Raw genomic sequence first — 23471 nt, 5'->3', positions numbered from 1 at the left:
GTCGTTTTACAAAGCGGAGCGTGACGACGGCGCGCCGCGATGCGTTCGGAGAAGGTAGAGTCGTCGCGATTGCGCGCTTTGCTTCATGCGGGACAAGCTTGAGGCGAGTGCCGATCAAGGTCAGCCCCAGCTTCCGACGGCGCCTTGCCGACACAATCGGGGCGTGCGCTTGCGCGTCGCATCAAAACCGCGCTTGATTTTGCAAGAAAAATGCGCGATTGCTAGGGCCGTCTCGGCGCGAAGAAAAAGCCGTGTCGCTGCGAGAAATGCCTCAAATTCAGGTGCGTGAAGCTTTCAGATCGACAAACGCGCGGATACCCTTCAGAGAAGCCTTCGCAAGGACTTTTCGACCCTCCCGCAGATTATTCTCGAAAAAATCTTGATCTAAGTCAAAACGCTGCTATTCAGTAGGAGTAAGGTTTGCTTGACACCTGCCTTGTCAAGCCAGACTGACACAAAACGGCATCCTGTGCCGCGCACCGCTTGCGGCTGCGCCCGGTTGCCATATAACAAGAAGGCGCGCTTTATGGCGCATGCGAATGCGGGCCTTATCGGCCCCAATGCCATAATCCGGGTCGCCGAGACGCTTCGGGAGCGGCTTGGCGACGATGCGGCTCTGGAAGTTTTCGCCCGCGCGAAGCTTGAGACGCGCCTCGTTACCCCGCCTGAAAGCATGGTTCCGGAAACGGAAGTCGGCGCGCTGCAAACCGCGCTGTTCGAGGGGCTGGCCGGGGAAGACGCGAAGAGGATATCCTTCGAGGCTGGACTGCGCACGGGCGACTATCTGCTCGCGCGCCGCATTCCGAAATTCGCCCAGTTCGTGCTGAAGCGCCTGCCGCCGCGCATGGCCGCGCGCACCTTGCTTTCGGCCATCGGCAAGCACTCCTGGACGTTCGCGGGAAGCGGCACCTTCGAGGCGAAGGCCGATTATCCCGTGCTTGTTTCCATCGCGAATTGTCCGCTTTGCCGTGGCCGTCACGGCGCCGAACCACAATGCGATTTTTATGCTGGCACGTTCCAGCGCCTGTTCGAGACGCTCGTCAGCCGCAACACCACCGTCCGCGAGATCGAGTGCGAAGCGATGGGCGGCAGCGCCTGCATCTTCGAAATTGCATGGCCGAAAAGCGCGGCCCAAAAAGCAGAACACGCCCCCCGCAGCCACCGTCAACGGGAATTAGCATCATGATTCCAGGTATCGCGAAATACTTCCACGCGCGGGTTCCCCGCTACACGAGCTATCCGACCGCGCCACACTTCACGGGCGAGGTCGACGCCAAGCGCTACGGCTCGTGGCTCGCGCGGCTCGATCCCGAGACGGAACTTTCGCTTTACCTTCACGTTCCGTTCTGCCGGAGCATGTGCTGGTATTGCGGCTGCAACATGCGCGTCATCGCGCGCTATTCGCCGGTAACGGACTACGTCGCCACGCTCATCAAGGAAATCGACCTCGCGAGCGCGAAGCTTCCGAAGCGCATGAAGGTGCGTCACATCCATTGGGGTGGCGGCACGCCGACGGCGCTGAACGGCGAGGATATGGTGCGCATCCATGAGGCGGTGGCGAGCCGTTTCGACATTCTGCCCGACGCGGAAATCGCGGTCGAGATCGATCCGCGCACCTTCACCCAGGACAACGCGAACGCGCTCGGCAAGATCGGCTGCACCCGCGCGAGCCTCGGGATTCAGGAATTCGATCCCACGGTTCAGGAAGCGATCAACCGCGTCCAGCCGATGGATGTCATCGAAGGCACGATCCGCATGCTGCAGGAGCAGAACGTGAAGGGTCTGAACTTCGACCTCATGTATGGCCTGCCGCATCAGACAGCGGAGATGCTCACCCGCACCGTCGAACAGGCTGCGACGCTCAAGCCGGACCGCATTGCGCTGTTCGGTTATGCGCATGTTCCGTGGATGGCGAAGAACCAGCGCATGATCCCCGAAGACGCTCTGCCGACGGCGCTGATGCGCTTCGAGCAGGCGACGGCTGCGGGCGACGCATTGGAAGCGGCCGGTTACGTCCGTATCGGCCTCGACCATTTCGCGCGGCCCGAGGACAGCATGGCGATCGCGCTGCGCGAAGGCCGCCTGCACCGCAATTTCCAGGGCTATACAGACGACCTGGCGGGCGCCATCGTGGCATTCGGCGCGAGCGCCATCTCCCAGACGCCTGACGGCTACATGCAGAATATCGTCGAGACGGGCGCTTACTCGCGCGCGGTCAACTCGGGCGAGCTGCCGGTGGCGAAGGGCGTGACGTTCCGCGGCGAGGACAAGCTGCGTTCGGCGATCATCGAACGCCTGATGTGCGACATGGAAGTCGACCTCGACGAGATGCGCCGCCTTTACGCGCCGAACCGCGACGATTTCTACGACGAGCTTGCCCAGCTTCGCGCGCTGCAGGACGAGGGCCTTTGCGAAATCGACGGCGGCAAGGTGCGCGTTCCGGATGCGGCGCGGCCCGCGCTTCGCGTCGTGTGCTCCGTGTTCGACGACTACCTTCAGCAGAACCAGGAGCTGCGGCACGCCGCTGCGGTCTGACGAATCGGGTGGCGTTCGGCAATCGCCTTCCAGTCGACTGACCGCTCCCATGGGGAGCGGTATTCCACGCAGACAGCTGATGGACAATACGAACCTGTAGCGCTGCGCCCGCTTTATGGCTAAACGCTGCAGGTTCGGCCAACCGTGGTAGCTTCCGCTTCTTTTGGCGTTTCCACGTCTTCGTGCCACTCTTCGTAAGCCGGGATCGCGTTTCCCGGCTCAGCCCACGGCACGGCGTGCGACAGCCACATGTGCTGGCTCGGGCGAGCCTCGGGATCGTCATCGAGCGTCGCCACCCGCAGTGTCACATAACGCTTGTCGGGATACTCGGCGACAATCTGCGAACCGCAGATCGAGCAAAAGCGGCGAAATTTTCCCGGCGAGGATTCGTAGCAGGTGAGCTTGTCCTCGCCCGCTATCCAGTGGAAATGCTCGCGCGCCACCTTGGCCGAGACGTTAAACGCCGAGGCATGCGCTTTCCGGCAGCTCCGGCAGTGACAGACGCGGATCGGTGCGTCGAGGCGTTCGACCTCATAGCGTACGCTCCCGCAAAGACAACTCCCGCTCACGCTCATCGCTCCACCATCCTTGAGGCTCTTTCGCAGCTTCATTGCCGCGTCGGGCCTCGTTCTCCTCCGTTTTTCAAGCGCGATCGCTGCGACAGGATCGCCGCGCGAAAACGCCCTTGATGTTTTTTCAGCAAAGTTCGCGGCGCGCGCCAAGGTTCCATCGTCACCGCGTGATTGTTGCGGCTGGCGGCCATTTTCGATGCTTCGTCCGTCCGCATCGCCGCGCCCCATCCTCCCGGCTTATCAGCGCGATTGCGTAGTCGGGAAGAGGTGGCCGTAAGGATGCGCGATCACGTCTTCCTCCTCCGCGAAAAGTGCATCCCACGCCGAGTAGGCTTCTTCGACGATATACGGGCCGCCTCCCTGATTGGGCCGCGACGAGAACAGCACGAACCGGCTCACGGTGAACGGTTCGCAGGTGAAGCCGCCATGGCGCGCGAGATAGTCGGCGGCGGCGAAGGGGCTCACATTACGAAGCCGCGCGAGCGTCACATGCGGGGTGAAATTGCGGGGCTCCGGCGGCAGGCCCGCCGCGCGCGCCGCCCGCTCGTGCGCCTTTTGCAGCGTCTCCAGCATCGGCGACGCTTTCACACCCGCCCAAAGCGAGCGTGGCTTGTTTCCGCCGAAGCTCCCGAGGCCGGAAACCGCGATGTCGAAGCTTTCGAAGCGGATGTCCGCCAGCGCGTCCGCAAAGTCGTTCGCCTGCGCGTCGGTGATGTCGCCCGCGAAACGCAGCGTGATGTGATAATTCTCCGCGTCGATCCAGCTCGCGCCGGATAGCCCAGCCCTGAGACCGGAAAGGTGTCCGACCACATCGTGAGGCAATTCGAGTCCGGTGAAGAGTCTAGGCATGCGTGGCCTCCTGTGCGGAAAGGAGCGACGGGCCTTTGGCCGGTCAGCCTAGCAGGATAGGGTTGTGCCGGTTCGTGTTTTATTCAAGGCGCGCGAGAAGCCGAAACACGGCTAACGGCTCCTTATGGCCCGCCTTCCGAAAAAGCTCCGCTCAAATGCCGCCGCCAAATTCCCGATCGAGCCAGCTGGCGATCGGCTCCGCCGCATCGCGCCAGTTCGAATCCATCATGATGGCATGGCCGCCGCCCTTCACGATCACCGACCGCGCGCCGTAATAGATCGCGGTAAGACGCACATCGGCGGGCGGCACGAACTCGTCCTTTTCGCAGCCGAGCACCATCAGCTTCGGCATGCTCCACGGCAGCGGCGCGAAGGATGTGAACCCGTAAAGCTGGCGGCTCGCGGTCTCGGCGATATCGTCCATGCGCTCGAAGAAGAGGCGGCGGAGCTGGGGCGATGGCGGTTCCGCGAACAGGCCGTCCTCGATGATGTCGAGGTTGGCGTTGCGGATGCCGCGTTCGAGCACGCGCTGCAACTCACGAAAGAGCGCCGGATTGCGGATGAACAGTTCCGCCGACGCGCGCATCAGCCCGTGCGGCGGCGCGGCGCACATCAGCACCACGCCCGCCGCGCGCCCGCCGCGCCTGATGTAATTCTGCACGACGCCGCCGCCGAGCGAGTGCCCCACGACGACGACCGGGCCGCCGATCTCGTTTACGGCCCATTCGACATCGTTGGCGAAATCGCCGAGGCTCAGGCTGCGCACGCTCTCGCGACCTTTGCTCTCGCCGTGTCCGCGGAGCGAGAGCGCCGACGCGTCATAGCCGAGGCTTGCGAAATAGGGCAGGAAGCTTTGCCGCCATACCCATGCGCCGGTGCAGATGCCGTGGACGAACAGAAGCCGCACCGGCTTTTCGGGCGCGGCGGAGGGCAGGCGAACGAGTTCGAGTGTCATGTGTGGCCGGGGGCGGGTTGAAACGAAGGGCGAGGCGGCTGTGAAGCCGAAGCGGCACTTTGCCGCGAAAGCGCTGCCGAGAAAAACTCAAAGTGAGAAATGTTCGAAGCCTTTGGCCGAAAGGATGAGCGGCTCGCCAGACGGGCCGAGGAAGGACGGGGCCGCCGCGCCTTCCGCGAGTGCTCCGATGCGCGAGACGGGGCAGCCACTGGCACGGGCAGCGGCTTCGAAGGAGAGCGAGCGGGCCTGTGGTCCCAAACCAGATGCGCTGCTGTCTGGCGGCACGGCGGCAAGGATCTCGTAATCGTCTCCGCCCGTAAGAATCGTTTCGAGGAGGGCAGGGCAGGCGGTGACGGCCGCTCGCGCAGCCTCAGACAGCGGCAGCGCAGACGTGTCGACTGTCGCGGTCACGCCCGAAGCTGCGCAAAGCCGCGTGAGGTCGAGCGCAAGCCCGTCCGATATGTCCATCGATGCCGACGCGTGCGCGACAAGCGCGGCGCTCATCGACAGGCGCGGCTCGGGATAAAGATAGCGGCGCGCGAGATGGTCCGTCTCAGCCGCCGAAAGCACGCCGACGAGGTCGGCAAGGCCGATCCGCAGTTTCAGGCCGAGCGCCGCGTCGCCGAGTGTGCCCGTGACATAGAGCACGTCGCCGGGCTTGCCGCCGCCGCGCAGAAGCGGGCGCGCGGGCGCCTCGCCGAGCGCCGTCACCGAAAGCCACCACGGGCCCCTCGCTGTCACCGTATCCCCGCCGATAAGGCTGATGCCGAACGCCGACTGCGCGCGGGCGAGGCCGTCCGCGAAAGCGCGCGCCCAATCTTCGGTCGGCGCGGCTGGAAGAGCGAGGGTCAGGAGATAGGCGAAGGGCTTTGCCGCCTTGGCCGCGAGGTCCGACACATTCACCGCGACGGCCTTGTAAGCCGCGTCGCCCGGATGGTCGTTCTCGAAGAAATGCACGCCTGCGACAAGTGCATCGGTCGTTATCACAAGCCCGCTCGGTGGCAGTGCCGACAAATGCGCCGCGTCGTCGGACAGGCCGAACGCGCCGGGGTTGGTTGCGAGCGGAGACAGAACCTCAGCAATGAGAGCGTTTTCACCGAGTCTGCGCATGTCACATCGCTACGGCTTCGTGCGGTAGATCAGATGCGGCCCGACGCCGCGGGATTTGGCGTTCGATCGGCTTACCCTCCCAGCGTCCAATCGGACCCGATTTGACGCGGGCCGACCCGGCAGCGTAAACGCCCCGGCAGGCGGGCGCCTTTTTGCCTCCGATTTTTGCGGCTCGGGTCTTGCTCGTATCATCTCTTTGCCGGACCGCTCCTGCCGGCCGACTTGCGGCCGAATTCGCCGGGACGCCTTGTCCGCGCCACGCGGTCGAGAACGCCGTTCACCACGCCGGGTTCCTCGCCGCCGAAGAAATCCTTGGCGATCTCCACATATTCGTTGATGGCGGCGCGCGCGGGGACGTCGGCGCGCTCGGTGAGTTCGTAAACGCCAAGCCGCAGGATAGCCCGCAGGATGCTGTCGATGCGCGAGAGTTTCCAGCCCGACGCCAGATAGCCCGCAATCTCGGGATCGATTTTCGCTTGCCCCCGCGCGACGCCCTCGACCACATCGCGGAAGAATTGGCGGTCCGCGCCCGCATAGATCTCCACTGTCTCGAAACGGCGGCCGAGAAACTCCTGAAGCACGAGGCTAAGGTCGCGCTGCGTCATTTCCATCTGATAGAGCGCCTGCACGGCGGCGAGTCTCGCGCGCGTTCGAGGCTGTCCTTCGGGCAGGTCCGCTACCGGGCCTGCTTCGTGACCGTCTTCCAAGTCCATCGTTCAAGCTTTCGGTTCAAGGCCGCGAGCAGCCCGCGCAACTCGCGCCGATCATATCACACCGCCATGCGCATGGGCGCGGCGGGAATGCGTTCCAGAATAGAGAGCGCCGGACTTTCAATGCGGCACCCGGATGGGTTCACCCGATCAGGTCGGATCCCCCGATCGGCTCTGGCTGAGCGTCACGCCAACTGGCGAAACGACCGCTTGAGGCGGAGCACCTCAAGACACGCCAGAACGGCCTCGCGGCCCTTGTTCTTGCGGCTGACGTCAGCCCTTGCCAGCGCCTGCGCCTCGTTCTCGACGGTCAGGATCGCGTTGCCGAACGGAATGCCGTGCCGGATCGAGAGGGACAGAAGCTGGTGCGCCGATTCGTTTGCAACGATGTCGTAATGCGAGGTTTCGCCCCGGATCACGCATCCGAGCGCCACACAACCATGAAAAGGACGGTCGCCGCCCTCATCGAACAGGTCGGCGTCCTTGGCGAGGGCCAGAACCTGCGGGATTTCGAGCGCACCGGGAACCGTCTTCAATTCCCAGGTCGCGCCCGCCTCGTCGAGCGCGCGCGTCGCGCCTTCGAGCAGCGCATCCGCGATATGGTTATAATAGCGGCCTTCGATGATGAGGATATGAATTGGCTTTGTCATTGGTCTTCGATGGGGCGTCGCGCGATGATGTTGAGGCCGTAGCCTTCGAGACCGACGACTTTCGGCGTCGGCGAGTTCGAAAGAAGGACCATGTTCCGGACGCCGAGATCAAGCAGGATCTGAGCGCCGATGCCATAATCGACGAGCCGGTTCTCGGGCGCCTTGCCCTCGGCGATGGCGGCGATGCTCGATAGACGCGAACGGATCGTGCCTTCGCGCACGTCGCGGATGACGACGACCACGCCGCGTTCTTCCTGACCGATGCGGCGCATCGCGCGCTCGACGAGCGAGCGGCGGTTGTCGTCGCCCCTGCCGATGCCGAACAGATCTTCGAGAATGTTGACCGCGTGCATGCGCACCAGCACCGGCTCGGGGCCGGACACGTCGCCCTTGATGAGCGCAAGATGCTCGGTGTTGTCGACCTCGTTCACATAGACGCGGAGCTTGAACGCGCCGCCATAGGGGCTCGTGATATTGCGCTCGTCGACGAGCTTCACGAAGCTCTCGGTGCGGCGGCGATAGGCGATGAGGTCGGCAATCGTCCCGATCTTGAGGCCGTGCCGTTGCGCAAAGGCGAGCAGGTCCGGCATGCGGGCCATGGTGCCGTCGTCGTTCATCACCTCGCAGATGACACCAGCCGGGATAAGCCCCGCAAGCCGTGCAAGATCGACGGCGGCTTCTGTGTGGCCCGCGCGGACCAGCACGCCGCCTTCCTGCGCGATGAGCGGGAAGACGTGGCCGGGGCTCACGATGTCCTGAAAATCCTTCTCGGGATTGATGGCGACGGAGACGGTATGAGCGCGGTCGAAGGCCGAAATACCGGTGGTGATGCCTTCCTTCGCCTCGATCGAAACGGTGAACGCGGTCCGGTTGCGCGAGCGGTTCGAGCGCGCCATGTGCTCAAGGTGCAGCACGTCCGCGCGTTCCGGCGTGATCGCGAGGCAGATCAGCCCGCGCCCGAAGCGCGCCATGAAATTGATGGCATCGGGCGTCGCCATCTGCGCGGGGATGACGAGATCGCCCTCGTTCTCGCGGTCCTCGGCGTCGACGAGGATGAACATGCGCCCCTGCCGCGCATCTTCGAGGATTTCCTCTATCGAAGCGAGCTGGCCGCGGATGGCGGCGGGGTCGAGAACGCGCAACTGGTCGGGTTTCATGAGTTTTCAGCCTGTTGTCCGAGCAGCCGCCCCACATAGCGGGCGATGAGGTCGACTTCCATGTTGATGGCGTCGCCCGGCTGCTTCTCACCGAATACGGTGACTTCGAGTGTGGTTGGAATGAGGTTGATGGTGAAAAGCGAGCCGCTCACGTCATTGATGGTGAGCGACACGCCGTCGAGAGCGACGGACCCCTTGGGCGCGATGAATTTCGCGAGTTCTTCCGGTGCGCGTATGGCGAAGATCTTCGAAAAGCCCTCCGGCGTAATGCTCTCGATGCGTGCCACGCCGTCGACATGACCCGAAACGAGATGGCCGCCCATTTCATCGCCGAAGCGAAGCGAGCGTTCGAGATTGATCCTGCGGCCCCTGGCCCATCCGCCGAGCGTCGTCTTGGACAACGTCTCGTTCGAGACGTCGATACGAAAGATCGAGCCCCCGCCGAACGATTCGACGCCGGTTACCGTGAGGCAGCAGCCGTCGCAGGCGATCGAGGCGCCATGCGCGATGCCCGACGCCTCCCACGGACAGGATATGGCGAAACGGCCGCTATCGGCCTCAAGGACGGTCCCTTGTGCGGTGATGATCCCGGTAAACATGCGTCAATTCTGCCAGTGTGCGGTTGAGCGATAAATGGAAATCGTGTCCGTGCCCGCTTTTCTTTTATCGAACAGGGTGAATTGGGGCGAGGCGGCAACGAGATCGAGGCCGCGGTCGCCGAAAGGCGGCATGCCCGCTTGCGGATCGAGCGTCTGGGCGCCGTGCATGATGATGACTTCGTCGGCAAGCCCGGCGTCGATGAAGCCGCGCGCGGTGGACGGGCCGCCCTCGACGAGAAGGCGCGTGATGCCTTCGGCGGCGAGCCGCATCATCGCGAGCCGGAGGTTGAGGCGGCCGGCGAGCGACGCGCCTATGTCGAGAACGCGCACACCGGCGCGCCCGAAGAAAGCCGCGCCCTCCGACGAGTCGCCGCAGACGATCCACACCGGCGGGCGTTCATTGGCGAAAAGTTTTGCTGCCGGAGGCACATTGCAGCGCGACGCCAGCACCACGCGAACCGGCGAGCGGTCGTCGAGGCCCGGCAGGCGGCAGGTAAGTTCGGGGTCGTCCGCTTCGACCGTCTTGCGGCCGACGAGGATGGCGTCTGCGCGGGCGCGAAGGAGATGGGCCGCCGCGCGCGCCACGTCGCCGGTTATGAACACGGGCTTGCCGTTCCCGCGGGGAACGAAGCCTGCCGCGTCGACCGCGAGCTTCACCTGCACGAAAGGGCGCCGTTCGGTGACGCGGAAGGAATGGCCGAGGTTCAGCCAGTCGCAATCGCGCACGAAACCGGCGGTGCCGCGTATCGCGCGAACCCCATGCTGCGCCACGTAGGTCAGCCCCCGGCCCGCGACGCGCATGTCGGGATCGAGCGAGCCGTAGATCAGATGCGAAATGCCCGCATCCACGATCGTATGCGCGCAAGGCGGGGTTGCACCGAAATGGCTGCACGGTTCGAGAGTGGTGACGATCAGCGCGCCTTTCGCCCGCTCGCCCGCTTCGCGAAGAGCGAGAACCTCGGCATGCGGACGGCCTCCGCGCGCGGTTGCCGCGCTGGCGATGACCTCGCCGGTGGCGATGTCGGCCACGACCGCGCCGACGCTCGGGTTGGGCGAGGTCGCGCCGATATTGGTCCTGGCGACGAAAAGAGCGCGACGACAAAGCGCCTCGATGACGGTCGAGGAAAGAGGGAGAGGCGCGGCTTCATCCGACGCCGTCACCGACGTTGCGTTGAAAGATGCGGCAGGCTCGTTCATTTGTCGTCCGCGGTGCGCGCGAATGCTGCGCTGTCAAGCTCGCCAAGCACGCGGTGGAAGTCTTTCGCCTCGCTGAAGTCGCGATAGACGCTGGCGTAACGGACGTAGGCCACGCCGTCGAGCGCCTTCAGTCCCTCCATGACGTGGCGGCCAACTGTTTCGGAGGGGATTTCCGACTCATTCGAGATTTCGAGTTTGCGCACGACTTCGCTCACGAACTGTTCGATTCGATCCTCCCCGATGGGACGCTTGCGGGTCGCGATCTCGATCGAGCGTCTGAGCTTCTCGCGGTCGAACGGCGCGCGCCGCCCGCTCCGCTTGATGATCGTCAACTCACGAAGCTGGACGCGCTCGAACGTGGTGAAGCGCGCCCCGCATTCTGCGCACGAACGCCGCCGCCGGATCGCCGTGTGGTCTTCTGACGGGCGGCTGTCGCGCACCTGGGTATCGAGCGCACCGCAAGTTGGGCACCGCATTGGTCTGGCCTGCTCTGGCGGACTCTCCGCCGTTGGTCCTTACGCCTTGATGCCCGGATAGATCGGGAAGCGCCCGCACAGCGCCAGCGCCTCGGCCTTGACCTTTTCCTGCGCCTTCACGGCGGCGTCTCCGCCAGCCTTCAGGCCCTCCAGCACCTCTACGATCAGGCCGCCGATTTTCGTGAACTCGGCGACGCCGAAACCGCGCGTGGTGCCAGCGGGCGATCCGACGCGAATGCCCGAGGTAACGGTCGGCTTCTCGGGATCGTAGGGAACGCCGTTCTTGTTGACCGTGATATGAGCATGACCGAGCGCGGCTTCCACGGCCTTGCCGGTGAGGCCCTTCGGCCGCAGGTCGACGAGCAGCAGGTGATTGTCGGTGCCGCCGGAGACGAGATCGACGCCGCCTTCCTTGAGCGCCACGCCGAGCGCCTTCGCGTTATCCACCACCGCCTTGGCATAGTGCTGGAATTCCGGCTTCAGGGCTTCGCCGAAAGCCACGGCCTTCGCAGCGATGATATGCATCAGCGGGCCGCCCTGAAGGCCGGGGAAGATCGCCGAATTGACCTTCTTTGCGAGGTCGCCGTCATTCGTCAGGATGATGGCGCCGCGTGGGCCGCGAAGCGTCTTGTGCGTTGTCGTCGTGGCGAAATGCGCGTGCGGGAACGGGCTCGGATGCTGGCCGCCCGCGACCAGCCCCGCGAAATGCGCCATGTCGACGAGGAGCAGCGCGCCCACTTCGTCCGCGATCTCGCGGAAGCGCTTGAAATCGAACTGGCGTGCATAGGCGGAGCCGCCCGCGATGATGAGCTTCGGCTTATGCTCCTTCGCAAGCCGCTCGACCTGCTCGTAGTCGATATAGCCGTCTTCGCGGCGGACGCCATAATGAACGGCGTTGAACCATTTGCCCGACTGGTTCGGGGCTGCGCCGTGGGTGAGGTGGCCGCCCATGTCGATGCCCATGCCGAGGATGGTGTCGCCGGGTTTCAGGACCGCGAGAAACACACCCTGATTGGCCTGACTGCCGGAATGCGGCTGCACATTCGCGAAATCGCAGCCGAAAAGCTGCTTGGCGCGGGCAATGGCCAGTTCCTCGGCGACGTCGACTTCCTGACAGCCGCCATAGTAACGCTTGCCCGGATAGCCTTCCGCATATTTGTTGGTAAGAACCGAGCCCGCCGCCTCGATCACGGCGCGCGATACATAGTTCTCGGACGCGATCAGCTCGATTTCATCGCGCTGGCGTTCAAGCTCGCGGCCGAGCACTTTATAGATATCGGGATCGGCGTCGGAAAGCGGCGCGGAAAAAAACGATGCGACGGCGGAAGATGCGGTGGACATGCGGCCTCTGAGTGGCAATGGGGTGCTGCGCGCCGGGCAGTATAGGAACTTCCGGCAAGATTGCAATCAAAGGGGCTGATTTCGTACGGATCGCTCTCCGACCGCGCATTCGGACGCGGAACGCCGCCAGGCGAACGCGGCCCGGCGGCGTCACATTATAGTCTCTCCATGACGGCTTTACGGACTCACTCCGAAACGCGCGAATATTCCCGGTCGTTGCCAATGCCGTTGGAATAGCCGTTGGAGCGAGGGGAGGGGGGCGACGCCGGGATCTTGAGCTGCGGGCGCGGCTGCTCCGCCTGGGGTTCGACATGCATCGACGCTTCGATGTCCTGCCAGACCTGCCGGAGGCGCTGAACGTGCAGATCGTCGAGGATCACTCGAACCAGATGCTCGATGACCTCGATGTTGACCCAGGACGACAGCGCCTTGTCGAAATCGCGATAGGTGGCTTCGAGCGGGCGGATACCGAAGTCGCGCATGACGTTGGTCTTGCCGTCATTGGCGAGCAGGACAGAACCCACCATGTGCTTCAGCCCCATCGGGGCAGCCGGATCGAGGACAGCGTGTTCGAGATCGAAAATCGTTCTCAGATTGAGCTTCCTCAAGAGAAGGAAGCGCTGCGGACCTACGGCCGCGCAGAGCTGCGCCTGTGCGATCCAGTCCATTATAATGAAGACGCAGAACGGCGTCTCGACATGGAGCATGATGGGGTTGGCGGTCGCGAGGTTCTGCACATTGGCGATGCGCCGCTCTTCGAGGCGATAGGACGTCATGAAGTCGATGCCGTCGATGACGGTGAGCGGTGTAATTGCGCTGTGTTTCGACCCGGAATAGCGGTTGTCCAGGGTGAGGCGGGCTCGCCTCGCTGCCCAGGTGAAGGCCGCGTCCGGCACGAATCCGATGGCGAAGGCGAACAGAAGCCAGATTTTCGGCAAGGGAGCGGGGACGGGTGCCGCAGGCGTTTCCACGGCGGGATGTGCCTTCTGCTCGGCTGCGATCTGCTGCGGCGTCGCGATCAGCGCGGACACCGTTTTCGCTTCCGGCGCGACGCGCCAGACGACCACCGCGAGCATGACCGCGAAGAGGATGTGAAAGAAGGCCCGCAGCGGCGCAATCACCGAGAAATCAAACGAGATCAGCGATTTCATTAAAAGGCGGACGCTGTACAGGTAGGCACCGGCGAAGGCGAGCGAGGCGATGGTCACAACATCTTCGTAATCCTTCGACGACGGAGCGCTAAGACCGCCGACACTCAGGACATTCGCGCCGAGCGAGCCGCCGAGGATCTCCGGGAGCTGGTTGGCAGGCAGGAAGAGAACGAAGAAGCCGGCAGCCGTGAAGAGCACAAAGGGAACGCAGGCAAGGGAAATCACCCAGTCGTTCAGCGTGGTGAAGGGAGGGCGCGCAGGTGTCGGCTGAGCCTCGTCCTCGCGCGTCAGATATTTGCGTTTCAGAAACTCAAAATAGAGGTCGGTGCGAGGGCCCGGATCGAGCGTTTCGCGAATGAGCGCCGCCGTGCGGAGCCGGTCGGCGCGCGTCTGATTGCGGACGATCACGAAGACGGCGGGCAGAAGCAGCGCAAAAAACAGGCCGAGGATCAGGGCGAGATTTACGGGCACGGGGTGTTGCTGGATTACCAGCCACAGGGCGAGAAGCGAGAGCAGCCCGAGGGAAACCGCACTCATGCTCGCGGGTGAGTACTTCATACAAGTTCTCCCGGCTTTTACTTGACTGGAATTTCAGGGAACCCACTAAAAAGGCGCTATTTCCAATAAGCCGCAAGTCATCGCCGATTTCGGCCCTGATCGCTCGGATAGCCTTTCACAACCGGACTGTGTGTGTCCCGCAGGTCACTTGCCGGCGCATGCCCGTCGATCATTTTTTATGAGCGCAAATCGAAATCTCGTCGAAACCGCCCTCGAAAATGATGCCGTTTAAGTCTTAAACATTCGTGCGCCGGTTTGACGCACAAACCCTTGCGGTCCTGTCTGTCAAATGGAGAAAACTTTTTACAGGCTCTGACATAAGCCGTTACATTTAAAAAGATTAACGCGGGCCTTTCTAATTTTAACAGCCTGTTTCCGTTGGCGGATCATGTGCCTTTACCGGGGCGCATGCAATTTATGCATGCCAGCCAATCGCCGGGTGCTTCCCAATTTACGCCTTATTTACCCTCTCAATCGCGCCGGTCGGAAGTTGACAAGGAAAGGTTGTGATGAACAACGTGAAGCGTATCCGTGCGGTTGTCCTGATGGCTGCGATGTCTTTTGCCAGCCAGCAAGCGTTTGCCGAGTGCGGCATTGCCTCCACCTACTCGGAGGGCTCGCGCACCGCGAACGGGGAAGCCTACAATCACATGGGCATTTCCGCAGCTCACAAGACCCTGCCGTTCGGCTCTCGTGTCGTGGTCCGCAATCAGCGGACCGGACGCAGCATTACCGTGCGGATCAACGACCGCGGTCCATACGTGGGCGGGCGCATCATCGATCTGTCCACCGGCGCGAAGAACGCGCTCGGCATGGACGGTCTCGCGCCGGTCTGCCTCGAAGTCGTGAGCTATGGCAGCAGCCGCACCGTGAAAAGCGCGGAACTGCGCGAGCCGATCCAAATGGTCCGGTCGAACGAGACAACCCGCACCGTGCGGGTTCGCAACACCCGTTACGCCAAGGCGGGCGGCAAGGCGCGTTACGCGAAGTCTGGCAAGCGGTCGCGCCACGCTGGCAGCAGTCGGCGCAGGTTGGCGTCCCGCTAGTGGTCCGATTCCGACATTCGCATCCGTTTGCAGCACGCTTGCGAGCAAATGTCGGACTCGAAAAGAACCACTAGCAACATCTTCTAGTGGAGCTTTTGAATTTGACGTTTGAGCGAGAGCGCGCAGCCACCGGGACACAAATGTCAAATTCGCTCCACTAGCAGGCCTCCGGCGAAAGCGGCAGCGCGAACAGTTCCTCGGCGCGCCGCTTTTTCCGCTCTTTTGTGCGCCTTCCCCGAAGGCGCTCCGCCACCGACGAGCGCGCCGGTTCGGTTCTATCCTCCCATCGTCCTGCCGTAGAACGACGTTCCGGCTCACGCTGGTCGATCTGGAAAAGTTGACAAGAATTCATTTTGGGAGTCGCGAAATCGCCGCCATTTCTTGGCAAGGATCGGGGCCAATAAGTCACGCAATTCCAGCCTTCGATTTCGCTGCACCCCAAGAACCATCCCGTTCAGGAGTCCGTTTTCATGAACACGAAACTCGCCGCCGCCATCGCGGTCGTAGCCGCCTTTGCCATCACGCCCGCGCTCGCGCAGCAGAAGCAGGAGCCGGCGAACGAACCGGCGCAGAAGGAAGAGCCCGCGGCGCCCAAGGCGACCAAGGCCGACATCCAGAAGGTCGTCGACGGCATCAAGGCCGACAAGGCGAAGACGACGCAGTTCTGCAAGCTCGTGAAGCTTCAGGACGATTTCACGGCCGCTGCGGAGAAGAAGGACGAGAAGAAGCTGGAAGCGCTCGACAAGGAGATGCAGGACGGCGCCAAGAAACTCGGGCCGGACTTCGAGAAATACGTGATGGATTCCGAGATGGATGAGGACGCCTCGACCGTGCTCGACGGGCTTGCGAAATCCTGCAAATAGCGATCTGGACGCAAATCCCCTCATGAAATGGCCGGACTTCCGGCCATTTTTTTTGCCCGTGAAGGCGCGGGACAAGCTGCACTTTATTCGTGCAACCCATAGGGCGTTACCCGCGAATCGCGTACCCCGGATAAGACACATGCTCTTATTCCAGGGTTGCCCATGGCTTCGCTTCTCCTCCGCGCCAACGTGTTGTCGACCCTTCTTTTCGTGTTTCTCGCTTCGGTCCAGATCGGGACGCAGGGGCAGGCGCAGGAACGAGGCTGCGACGCGCAGCTCTATCGCGGCGGCTTCCCGGCCATCAAGAGCGAACAGCTCGCGCGGGAAACCTACGGCCTGTGCTTCTCTGAAATCGCGGTGCTCTATTCGGGTGTGTCGCGAACGCCGCTCTGGGCCGCCGAGATGCTGACGCCCGCCCGCGTCGCCGCCGCCAAAACGCTCACGCGCATCAGCTCGAACAGCTTCCACGATGAAACGATGCTGCCGTCGCAGGTTCGTTCCGAGCTGTCGGACTACAAGCGCAGCGGCTACGACCGTGGCCACATGGCCCCCAACGGCGATATGTCGACGCGCAAGGCGCAGGAGGAGTCGTTTTCGCTCGCGAACATGATCCCGCAGCATCCTTGCAACAACGAGGTTCTATGGGAGGGCATCGAGTCCGCTGTGCGGGCCATCGCCGAGAGCGAGACCGTGTATGTCGTCACTGGCCCGGCGTTTCTCGGCGCGGAACTCGAAAGCCTGAAGGGCAGGGTATTGGTCCCCACCCATATCTTCAAGGCGGTCTATGTCCCGTCGCGCAACGCGGCAGCCGCTTATTTCGCGCCGAACGATGACAGCCAGGCGTGGGAGGCGCTCTCGATCGACGAGCTTGAGTCCAAGGTTGGTGTCGATGTGTTCCCGCAACTTGACGGCGCAGCGCGTCGGCGTGCTATGATCCTTCCGAGACCCAAGCCGCATTTCGGGTGCCGGCTTCAGACCTCCGAGGCGGCCGGCCGGAGACAATGATGACCTTTTCGCCTTTCAGGAACGAAACGGACGCGATCACGCTCGGAGGACTCACCATCGAGAATCGTGAGGATCGCGTTGCAGTGTATGGCACGCTGGCGATCACGCGCGACCGTGCCGGGCTTCAGGCTGCAAAGGTTCTGAAGGAGACGGTGGACCGGATCGTGAAGGAGCTTGAGACCGGCGGCGATCTGCCCGTCGTGGTCGCGTCAGCCGAGCCTCCCGCGAAAGTGAAGAACCCTTTCGCATAACCGCTGTCCCCAAGGGGGCGTCAAGCCGGTAACTCGATCTCTATCTGGAATGGTCGCCGAAACGTTCAGACCGAAGGCTCCTGTTTTCGTCGGCGCACCGGCCCGCCTGTCGGCGCTCCGTCGCTCGTCACCGCGAGAACGGATTGATGAACGAGAGCGGCGATTGCTCGGCCGTGCTGCTCTGCGCGTGTCCGCCTTGCGCGAGACGTCGCTGAATGCGGTCGAAGATAGCCGCGAATTTCTGCGCGCCGGGCTTCTGGATGTTGCGATCCATGATCTCATCGAGCTTCGCCAGCAATTCCGCGCCTGTCCTGTCGTGCACGACAGGGTTCCGCTCGTAGCCGCCGCGCTCGAAGAAGTTTGACGTCGGCATGTTGCGGCCGGGCGGCACCAGCATTTCGAAGCCGCTGCCGGGGCCGGCGAGGTTCATGAGTTCGAGTTGCGCGCCCGTGAGCCTGCCAAGGCCCTTCTTTCGCGCATATTCCACCACGCTGCGAAGTTTCACCACCTGCATCCACGGCCCGATGTCGCCATCGAGGTTGAGGGCGTGCATGGCGAGCCCCCTCGGCGTCTTGGCGTATTCCACATGCGCGGCCCAGCCGTCCCGCACGCGGCGGGCGTCGGCGTTCATGCGGCGCACCAGCGCCGCCTTGTAGAGCAGCGACTGCGCCTTTGCGCGCGGCATGCCGGGTTCCTGCGCCAGCCTTTCGAGCCGGGAGGCGAACTCATTGCCCTCCTTGCGGACCTGTTCGATGGAATTGGCCGCAAGAAGCTGCGCATAGCCCAGCGCCGTCGAGGCGGCCCGGCCGGTTCTCGGATTATAGCCGGATTGGAGATCGTGCGTACCCATGCCGCCGGTCTCCAGCGCGTAGACGCGCACCACCTGATCGCGGCTCAGGCCAAGTTTGACCGCCTCCAGAGCATAGGCGATCATGAAATCGTCTTCGGGCACGCGATCCGGGCGAAAACCGTATGTCGCTTCTGCCTCGCGCAGAAAATCCGAGACGACCGGAATCGGCGTGGGCGCTTCGGTGACCGGAGGCTTCGGCGGCCTCGGAAGCATCGCCATGATCTCGGCCGGGCGCTTCGGGCCGTTATAGACGGGTGGCTGCTCGGCCACGTAATCGTCGAGCGTCAGGGGGAGGGAGCGCGCGATTTTCGTCTTGCGGCGCTTGCGCTTCAGCTCCACGCGCTTCCAGTAGGCGTCAACCGATTTTGTGTAGGCGATGCGCGCGGATTCGTAGGCGCGAAGGATCGCCTGCTGCTGCGGAGAAAGGCGCGCGATCGCCTCCTGCAGCGGCGTTTGCGCATAAGTCGTTGTGACAAAGGTCAATGAGAGAGCCAGCGCGAGCGCGCAGACGCATGCGCGGGGAAACCCTCGCCAACGCGAAAGATCCAACCATGAGAACGGCTTAGTCATCGGCCCCACTATACCCGAAAGGGCGATCCGAGACATCCGAAAACACCCGCCCTTCCTATAAGCCCCGAGCCATGCCCCGCGCTGACCGATTTTGTGCGACGCCACATTTTGGACGTGTCCGTGATGCACCTCCCTAGGCTGACGATTTCGTTTCCGTCGCGCAAACGGCGCGGGGTCCGGGAACGGTGAAGCCGGTCGGCGAGACCGGCCAATGCCTTTGAGAGGCGCAAGAGGGTAGCGATTTTGCCGCCGTTTTTTGCCATTCGTGCCGGAGTTTCCGCGCGGGTTCGTGTGTTTGCCGCCGCCGCTGCGTGTCTCGGAGCCGCTGTCGCGCTTTCCGGCTGCGCGGGGCTCAGCATCCGCAACGCTCCGATCAACTCGGCGCTGACCGACAGCGCGGAGGCCGCCGAGGCGGGCAATTATGTGCCGACCGCAAGCCCCACCGTCGCCAGCGGCGAGTCGGACACCGTGATCGGCCTCAGCTTCTCGGGCGGCGGCACGCGCGCCAGCGCCTTCGCGTTCGGCGTGCTTCAGGAACTTGCCCGCACGGAAGCACGGGGGAAGGCCGGTCCGCAGCCGCTCATCGATCAGGTCTCGCTCGTTTCGGGCGTGTCGGGCGGCTCGGTCACGGCGGCGTATTTTGCGCTGAAGGGCCGCGACACCCTCGCAGACTTCCGCAGGCGTTTTCTCGTGCAGGATGTCGAGGCGTCGCTTTCGACCTCGGTCAACCTGCCGAACCTGATGCTGCTCGCCAAGGGCGGCGTGAACGACCGCTCGGGTCTGCCGACATGGCTCGAAAAGAACCTGTTTCGCGGCGCGACCTTCGCGGATGTGCTGAAGCCGGGACGCCCGCAGCTCTGGATCAACGCGTCCGACATCTACAACCGGACGACCTTCATCTACAATCAGACGAATTTCGGCGCGCTGTGCTCCGATCTGCGCCGCTATCCGCTTTCCGAAGCCGTTGCCGCGTCGGCGGCGGTGCCTTTCGTGTTCGCGCCGATCGTGATCGAGAACTACGCCGACCGCTGCCGCTTCGACATGCCGGACTGGACCTATTCGGCCGATCGGGCTGGCGCGCCTGCGATCCTTCGCGCGTCGGCGGGGGCGCTGAAGCGCTACCGCGAGAAAAGCGACGTGCAGTTCGTGAAGCTCCTCGACGGCGGCATGACCGACAATCTCGGCCTCTCCGGCTTCGTGCTCGAACTCGCGGCGGCTACGAAACCCTATGAGCCGCTGACGCCGAAGCAGGTGGTGAACCTCAAGCGATTCCTTTTCGTGGTCGTGGACGCCGGGCGCCCGCCCGGAGGCGATCTCGCGAAAAGCGCCGAGTCGCCGGAGCTGATGGACCTCATTCAGGCCGTCTCGGACACGGCTGTCGATGCGAATGTGCGCGCGGCCTACGATGCCTTTGTCGCGCAGATGGAAAGCTGGCGCGACCGCATGATCGAATATCGCTGCGGGCTGACGCCGCCGGAAGTGGTCTTGTATCGCGGTACTACCGAGGGCTGGGATTGCCGCGATCTCACGCTCACCGTGTCTAAGGTGAGCTTCGACCAGATGCGCGAGGCGTCCGTGCGCGCGCGCCTCGAAAAGATCCCGACGCGCTTCAAGCTGCCGAAGGACGATGTCGATCTGCTCATCTCGTCGGCAGGAAGCCTGCTGCGGCAGAACCCCGGCTACCGCGAGTTCATGGCGACTTTCTAGCCTCTCAAGCGCGCCTTATCTTTTCGATAGACGCGCATCTTGTTGGAAAACCGCTTCGCGCTTTCCGGTCGCGCTCAAGGAAGCGACCAAAAGCAAAGCCGTGGGCGCCGCATCTTCAGCAACCGCTATGGGCGGGGAAGAGCCCGGTGCGGGGTTTGGCCGGGCCCTTCCCGGAGGTATCTCATCGAGCCTCCAAGATCACAGCATCGCGCGGTCTCATGACAGGTGTGTGGCAACGGCGCACCAAACTGCACCGTGTGCCCGAAGCGGGTGGTGTGGGGGCTACGCCTTTGCCGGTTGGGGCAAAAGGATCGCGCGCGGGACGCGGGCGCGCTACTCGCGCGCCGAGCCGACGATGAACACCACGAGATTTTTCGGGCCGTGAGCGCCCTTCACGATGGTCTGCTCGATGTCGGCGGTGCGCGACGCGCCGCTGACGAGGTTGACCGTGCGGGGCATGACGCCTGCACCATAGACGCCGCGCAACTTCGTCCAGCATTCCTCATAGGAGCCGAAGACGTCGCCCGCGTCGATCAGCACGAAATGGTGCTCGGGCAGGAAGTTGAGCGTCGAAGGATTGTCCGGCCCGGACGCAAGGAACAGCGTTCCTGTTTCCGCAGCGCCTGCGAAGGCATGGCTCAAGCCGATCGGATCGGTCGCCTCCGCCGCGCCGCCGAGGATTTCGAGCAGACCGGGCTCGGCCTCGAACGTCCTGAAGAACGGGTCGCTGCCAAGGCGCACGCGGCTTGGCAGATTGCGTTCGCGAAGCGCCGCCGCGACCGCTTCTGGCATGCCCTTATAGGTGCGGACGCGGACGACGCCGGTGCCGCCGTTTTCGAGCGTGGTCTGGAATTGCTTCACGAGTTCCGGCTTCGTGCCTCTGGCTTTCTCCGGAATGAGGTTGGCGGCGGGATTGCGAAGCCTCGTCTGCACCACGCCGCGCCGCCCCGGCTCGTCGCCGCGCACGCCAAGCCCCTTGCGGACGCGCGCCATGATCGCGTCGCGCGCGTTCCCCGTCTCCCCAGCCGAAATTTTTTCAGCCATGATGCCGCCTTTCGAGACGCAGCTTTTCCTGTTCCCGCGCTTGCCACTGCACGAGGAAGGGGCGCGAGGCGGGTTTCGGCATCGCGCGGAAAGCGGTCCATCCCTTCGTCAACGGCAATTTTGTCAGCATCGAGCGAGGAATGAGCGAGAACAGACGCCCCTGCGCCGCTGTTGCAAGCCGATAGAAACCCGCCCGCTTCGCGAGGAAGGCCCAGCCCCTGAGCGCGAGCTTCGGCGCGGCGAGCGTGGACTGTTCGGCGAAGTCTCTTTCGCGCCAGTGACGCATCATCTTCGGCAAGGGGATATGCATCGGACAGACAGCCTGACAGCGCCCGCAAAAAGTGGAGGCGTTCGGCAGATGTGCTGCGTCATGGATGCCTGCAAGGTGCGGCGTCAACACCGCGCCCATCGGGCCGGGATAGACGGAACCATAGGCATGGCCGCCGACCGCCCCATAGACCGGGCAGTGGTTGAGGCAGGCTCCGCAGCGGATGCAGCGCAGCATGTCCTGAAAATCGGTGCCGAGCATCTCCGAGCGGCCATTGTCGAGCAGCACGACGTGGTAGGCGTCGGGGCCGTCCGGATCCTGGTCGCGGCGCGGCCCGGTGGAAAACGTGGTGTAGCTCGTCATTTCCTGCCCCGTGGCGGAGCGGGCGAGCACGCGCAGGATGGTGGATGCGTCTTCGAGCGTCGGCACGAGCTTCTCGATGCTCGCGACCACGATATGCGTGCGCGGCAGAAGCTGGGTCAGGTCGCCGTTGCCTTCGTTCGTCACGATGACGGAACTGCCCGTTTCCGCGATGAGGAAATTCGCGCCCGTGATCCCGACGTCGGCGGCGAGAAACTTCTGGCGGAGCACCGTTCGCGCCTCGCCTACAAGGTCCACGATCTCCGACAGATCCCGCTCTGGCGGCAGGTCCGAATGCGCGGAGCGGAAGTCGCCCTCGATCTGGTCGCGGTTCAGATGCACGGCCGGCGCGATGATATGGCTCGGCGTTTCGCCCCTCAGCTGGATGATGTATTCGCCGAGGTCGGTTTCCACGGGCCGCATGTTCGCCGCTTCGAGCGCGGGGTTCAGGCCGATCTCCTCCGACACCATGGACTTGCCCTTGGTGACGGTCCTCGCGCCCGCTTCGCGGCAAATCGCGAGCACGATGTCGCGGGCCTCGGCGGCATCCCGCGCCCAATGGACGTGGCCGCCCGACGAAATCACGCGGCGCTCGTATTCTTCCAGATAAATATCGAGGTGGCCGATGACGTGCGTCTTGATGGCCGTTGCTTCGTCGCGCAGCGCGTCGAACTCTGGTAACGCCGCGCGAGCGGCTGCGCGCTTCAGGATGAAGCCCGTTTTGACGTTGCCCAGCGCGCGTTGAAGGCGGGAATCGGTGAGCGCGCGCGCCGCGTTCTCCCTGAAATGCAGGCTCGTTTGTTCCATGACGACCGTGGATATGCCCCCATAACAACGAAACGCGCAAGCGCGGCAAGACATATCTGTCTCAGGCTCGATCAATTATCCTTATCCATGCGGGCATGACATTGCCGCCAGTCGGGCGAGCTTTGTGGTCATGCCGGAACATTTCAACCTTTGCGAGCTTCTCCCGGGGAACTTACCGAACGAGCGAGGCAATATCCGCCATGAGCGACAAATACGCAGCAAAGCACGTCGTCCGCGCCCCCGAAGCGCAACCGCATCTCGATCTGGACAAGGGGCAGGAGACACAACCCTGGGGCACGCTGACAGACCTTCCCATCGCGCTCGGGGAGAATGTGCGCGCGCAGAGCATCGAGACCTTGAATCAGGTGCTGGCCGACACGATCACGCTGCGCGACATGTACAAGAAACATCATTGGCAGGTGAGCGGCCCTACCTTCTACCAGCTCCATCTGCTTTTCGATAAGCACTATGGCGAGCAGAACGAGCTTGTCGACACCATCGCAGAGCGCATCAGCGGGCTTGGCGGCGTGCAGGTGGCGATGGCGCCCGACGTGGCCGAAATGACGATGATCCGCCGTCCGCCCAAGGGGCGCGAGAACCCCGCGAAACAGATATCGCGTTTGCTGGAAGCGCACCGGCACATTCTTGCGGAAGCTCGCGAGGGGGCGAAAATAGCCGCCGAGTCGGGTGACGACGGCACGAACGACCTTCTCGTCAGCGATCTGATACGCCTGCATGAACAGCAGGTGTGGTTCCTGTCCGAGCATCTCGTGGCGGCGCGCCTCGACTAGTGGTCCGATTCCGACATTTGCATCCGTTTGCAGCTCGCTTGCGAGCAAA

The 23471-nt window shown here is 63.5% G+C and carries 23 protein-coding genes; 8 read left to right on the top strand and 15 right to left on the bottom strand.

All coding sequences use genetic code 11. The annotated features are described in order from the left end of the window. Positions 1-526: 526 nt before the first annotated feature. On the top strand, positions 527-1186 hold the full coding sequence (bchJ, locus tag QM659_RS10165) for a bacteriochlorophyll 4-vinyl reductase (protein ID WP_303486875.1): 660 nt from the start codon (positions 527-529) through the stop codon (positions 1184-1186). Then, on the top strand, positions 1183-2535 hold the full coding sequence (hemN, locus tag QM659_RS10160) for an oxygen-independent coproporphyrinogen III oxidase (protein WP_415188340.1): 1353 nt from the start codon (positions 1183-1185) through the stop codon (positions 2533-2535). Before bchJ ends, hemN begins: the two co-directional genes overlap by 4 nt. A gap of 119 nt (positions 2536-2654) precedes the next feature. Here the strand turns inward: hemN and QM659_RS10155 are convergent, their stop codons facing one another. The 12 genes from QM659_RS10155 to QM659_RS10100 form a co-directional block, all read right to left on the bottom strand. Then, positions 2655-3146, bottom strand: a complete 492-nt coding sequence (locus tag QM659_RS10155) for a GFA family protein (protein ID WP_415188339.1) — start codon at positions 3144-3146, stop codon at positions 2655-2657. Positions 3147-3347: 201 nt separating this feature from the next. Beyond that, a complete protein-coding gene (gene thpR / locus QM659_RS10150; RefSeq protein ID WP_415188338.1) occupies positions 3348-3956 on the bottom strand; it encodes an RNA 2',3'-cyclic phosphodiesterase in 609 nt (202 codons plus the stop codon). Positions 3957-4107: 151 nt separating this feature from the next. Further along, positions 4108-4911, bottom strand: coding sequence for an alpha/beta hydrolase (locus QM659_RS10145; RefSeq protein ID WP_415188337.1), 804 nt, complete (start codon positions 4909-4911; stop codon positions 4108-4110). Positions 4912-4998: 87 nt separating this feature from the next. Next, the gene (gene thiL / locus QM659_RS10140) at positions 4999-6021 is read right to left on the bottom strand and encodes a thiamine-phosphate kinase (protein WP_415188336.1); all 1023 of its coding nucleotides are present in this window, start codon (positions 6019-6021) and stop codon (positions 4999-5001) included. A gap of 188 nt (positions 6022-6209) precedes the next feature. Further along, positions 6210-6734 carry a transcription antitermination factor NusB gene (gene nusB, locus QM659_RS10135; RefSeq protein ID WP_415188335.1) on the bottom strand — a complete coding sequence of 175 codons (525 nt, stop codon included), beginning with the start codon at positions 6732-6734 and terminating at the stop codon, positions 6210-6212. 182 nt (positions 6735-6916) lie between these two features. Continuing rightward, positions 6917-7381: a 6,7-dimethyl-8-ribityllumazine synthase gene (ribH, locus tag QM659_RS10130; protein WP_303486864.1), complete on the bottom strand. Its 465-nt coding sequence runs from the start codon at positions 7379-7381 to the stop codon at positions 6917-6919. Next, complete coding sequence (gene ribB / locus QM659_RS10125; protein WP_127075748.1) at positions 7378-8538, bottom strand: 3,4-dihydroxy-2-butanone-4-phosphate synthase; 1161 nt, start codon at positions 8536-8538, stop codon at positions 7378-7380. Before ribB ends, ribH begins: the two co-directional genes overlap by 4 nt. Further along, positions 8535-9137 carry a riboflavin synthase gene (locus QM659_RS10120; RefSeq protein ID WP_127075750.1) on the bottom strand — a complete coding sequence of 201 codons (603 nt, stop codon included), beginning with the start codon at positions 9135-9137 and terminating at the stop codon, positions 8535-8537. Before QM659_RS10120 ends, ribB begins: the two co-directional genes overlap by 4 nt. 3 nt (positions 9138-9140) lie before the next feature. Continuing rightward, positions 9141-10334, bottom strand: coding sequence for a bifunctional diaminohydroxyphosphoribosylaminopyrimidine deaminase/5-amino-6-(5-phosphoribosylamino)uracil reductase RibD (gene ribD, locus QM659_RS10115; protein WP_415188334.1), 1194 nt, complete (start codon positions 10332-10334; stop codon positions 9141-9143). Then, positions 10331-10810 (bottom strand): transcriptional regulator NrdR, encoded by a 480-nt coding sequence (gene nrdR, locus QM659_RS10110; protein ID WP_127075754.1) that lies wholly within the window; start codon positions 10808-10810, stop codon positions 10331-10333. Before nrdR ends, ribD begins: the two co-directional genes overlap by 4 nt. A gap of 39 nt (positions 10811-10849) precedes the next feature. After that, positions 10850-12151, bottom strand: a complete 1302-nt coding sequence (gene glyA, locus QM659_RS10105) for a serine hydroxymethyltransferase (protein WP_415188333.1) — start codon at positions 12149-12151, stop codon at positions 10850-10852. 185 nt (positions 12152-12336) lie between these two features. Continuing rightward, entirely contained in the window at positions 12337-13860 is a 1524-nt protein-coding gene (locus QM659_RS10100) for a hypothetical protein (protein ID WP_415188332.1), read from the bottom strand. A 509-nt stretch (positions 13861-14369) separates the two neighbouring features. On the opposite strand from QM659_RS10100, the gene QM659_RS10095 reads away from it, so the two are divergent. The 4 genes from QM659_RS10095 (at position 14370) to QM659_RS10080 (ending at position 17025) form a co-directional block, all read left to right on the top strand. Further along, positions 14370-14906, top strand: a complete 537-nt coding sequence (locus QM659_RS10095; RefSeq protein WP_367998490.1) for a septal ring lytic transglycosylase RlpA family protein — start codon at positions 14370-14372, stop codon at positions 14904-14906. Positions 14907-15376: 470 nt separating this feature from the next. Then, the gene (locus QM659_RS10090) at positions 15377-15769 is read left to right on the top strand and encodes a hypothetical protein (RefSeq protein ID WP_415188331.1); all 393 of its coding nucleotides are present in this window, start codon (positions 15377-15379) and stop codon (positions 15767-15769) included. 162 nt (positions 15770-15931) lie between these two features. Then, positions 15932-16774, top strand: coding sequence for a DNA/RNA non-specific endonuclease (locus QM659_RS10085; RefSeq protein WP_415188330.1), 843 nt, complete (start codon positions 15932-15934; stop codon positions 16772-16774). Further along, positions 16774-17025: a hypothetical protein gene (locus QM659_RS10080; protein WP_415188329.1), complete on the top strand. Its 252-nt coding sequence runs from the start codon at positions 16774-16776 to the stop codon at positions 17023-17025. The genes QM659_RS10085 and QM659_RS10080 overlap by 1 nt, the downstream gene beginning before the upstream one ends. A 127-nt stretch (positions 17026-17152) precedes the next feature. On the opposite strand, the gene QM659_RS10075 is transcribed toward QM659_RS10080, so the two are convergent. Further along, on the bottom strand, positions 17153-18358 hold the full coding sequence (locus tag QM659_RS10075) for a hypothetical protein (RefSeq protein ID WP_415188328.1): 1206 nt from the start codon (positions 18356-18358) through the stop codon (positions 17153-17155). Between the two features lie 330 nt (positions 18359-18688). Here QM659_RS10075 and QM659_RS10070 point away from each other — a divergent pair, with 330 nt between their 5' ends. Beyond that, entirely contained in the window at positions 18689-20152 is a 1464-nt protein-coding gene (locus tag QM659_RS10070; protein ID WP_415188327.1) for a patatin-like phospholipase family protein, read from the top strand. A 333-nt stretch (positions 20153-20485) separates the two neighbouring features. Here QM659_RS10070 and QM659_RS10065 read toward each other — a convergent pair whose 3' ends face one another. Together QM659_RS10065 and QM659_RS10060 are read right to left on the bottom strand one after the other, a co-directional pair. Continuing rightward, positions 20486-21196, bottom strand: coding sequence for a LutC/YkgG family protein (locus tag QM659_RS10065; protein ID WP_415188326.1), 711 nt, complete (start codon positions 21194-21196; stop codon positions 20486-20488). Then, positions 21189-22631 carry a LutB/LldF family L-lactate oxidation iron-sulfur protein gene (locus QM659_RS10060; protein ID WP_415188325.1) on the bottom strand — a complete coding sequence of 481 codons (1443 nt, stop codon included), beginning with the start codon at positions 22629-22631 and terminating at the stop codon, positions 21189-21191. The genes QM659_RS10065 and QM659_RS10060 overlap by 8 nt, the downstream gene beginning before the upstream one ends. Before the next feature lie 200 nt (positions 22632-22831). Here QM659_RS10060 and QM659_RS10055 point away from each other — a divergent pair, with 200 nt between their 5' ends. Next, on the top strand, positions 22832-23422 hold the full coding sequence (locus tag QM659_RS10055) for a Dps family protein (protein WP_127075773.1): 591 nt from the start codon (positions 22832-22834) through the stop codon (positions 23420-23422). Positions 23423-23471: the final 49 nt, after the last annotated feature.

Origin of the sequence: Rhodomicrobium sp. (genome assembly GCF_047605405.1) — a bacterium.
GTDB classification, from domain to species: domain Bacteria; phylum Pseudomonadota; class Alphaproteobacteria; order Rhizobiales; family Rhodomicrobiaceae; genus Rhodomicrobium; species Rhodomicrobium lacus.
The sequence above is the reverse complement of the archived record's forward strand: the minus strand, read 5'-3'. Positions and strand labels throughout refer to the sequence as shown.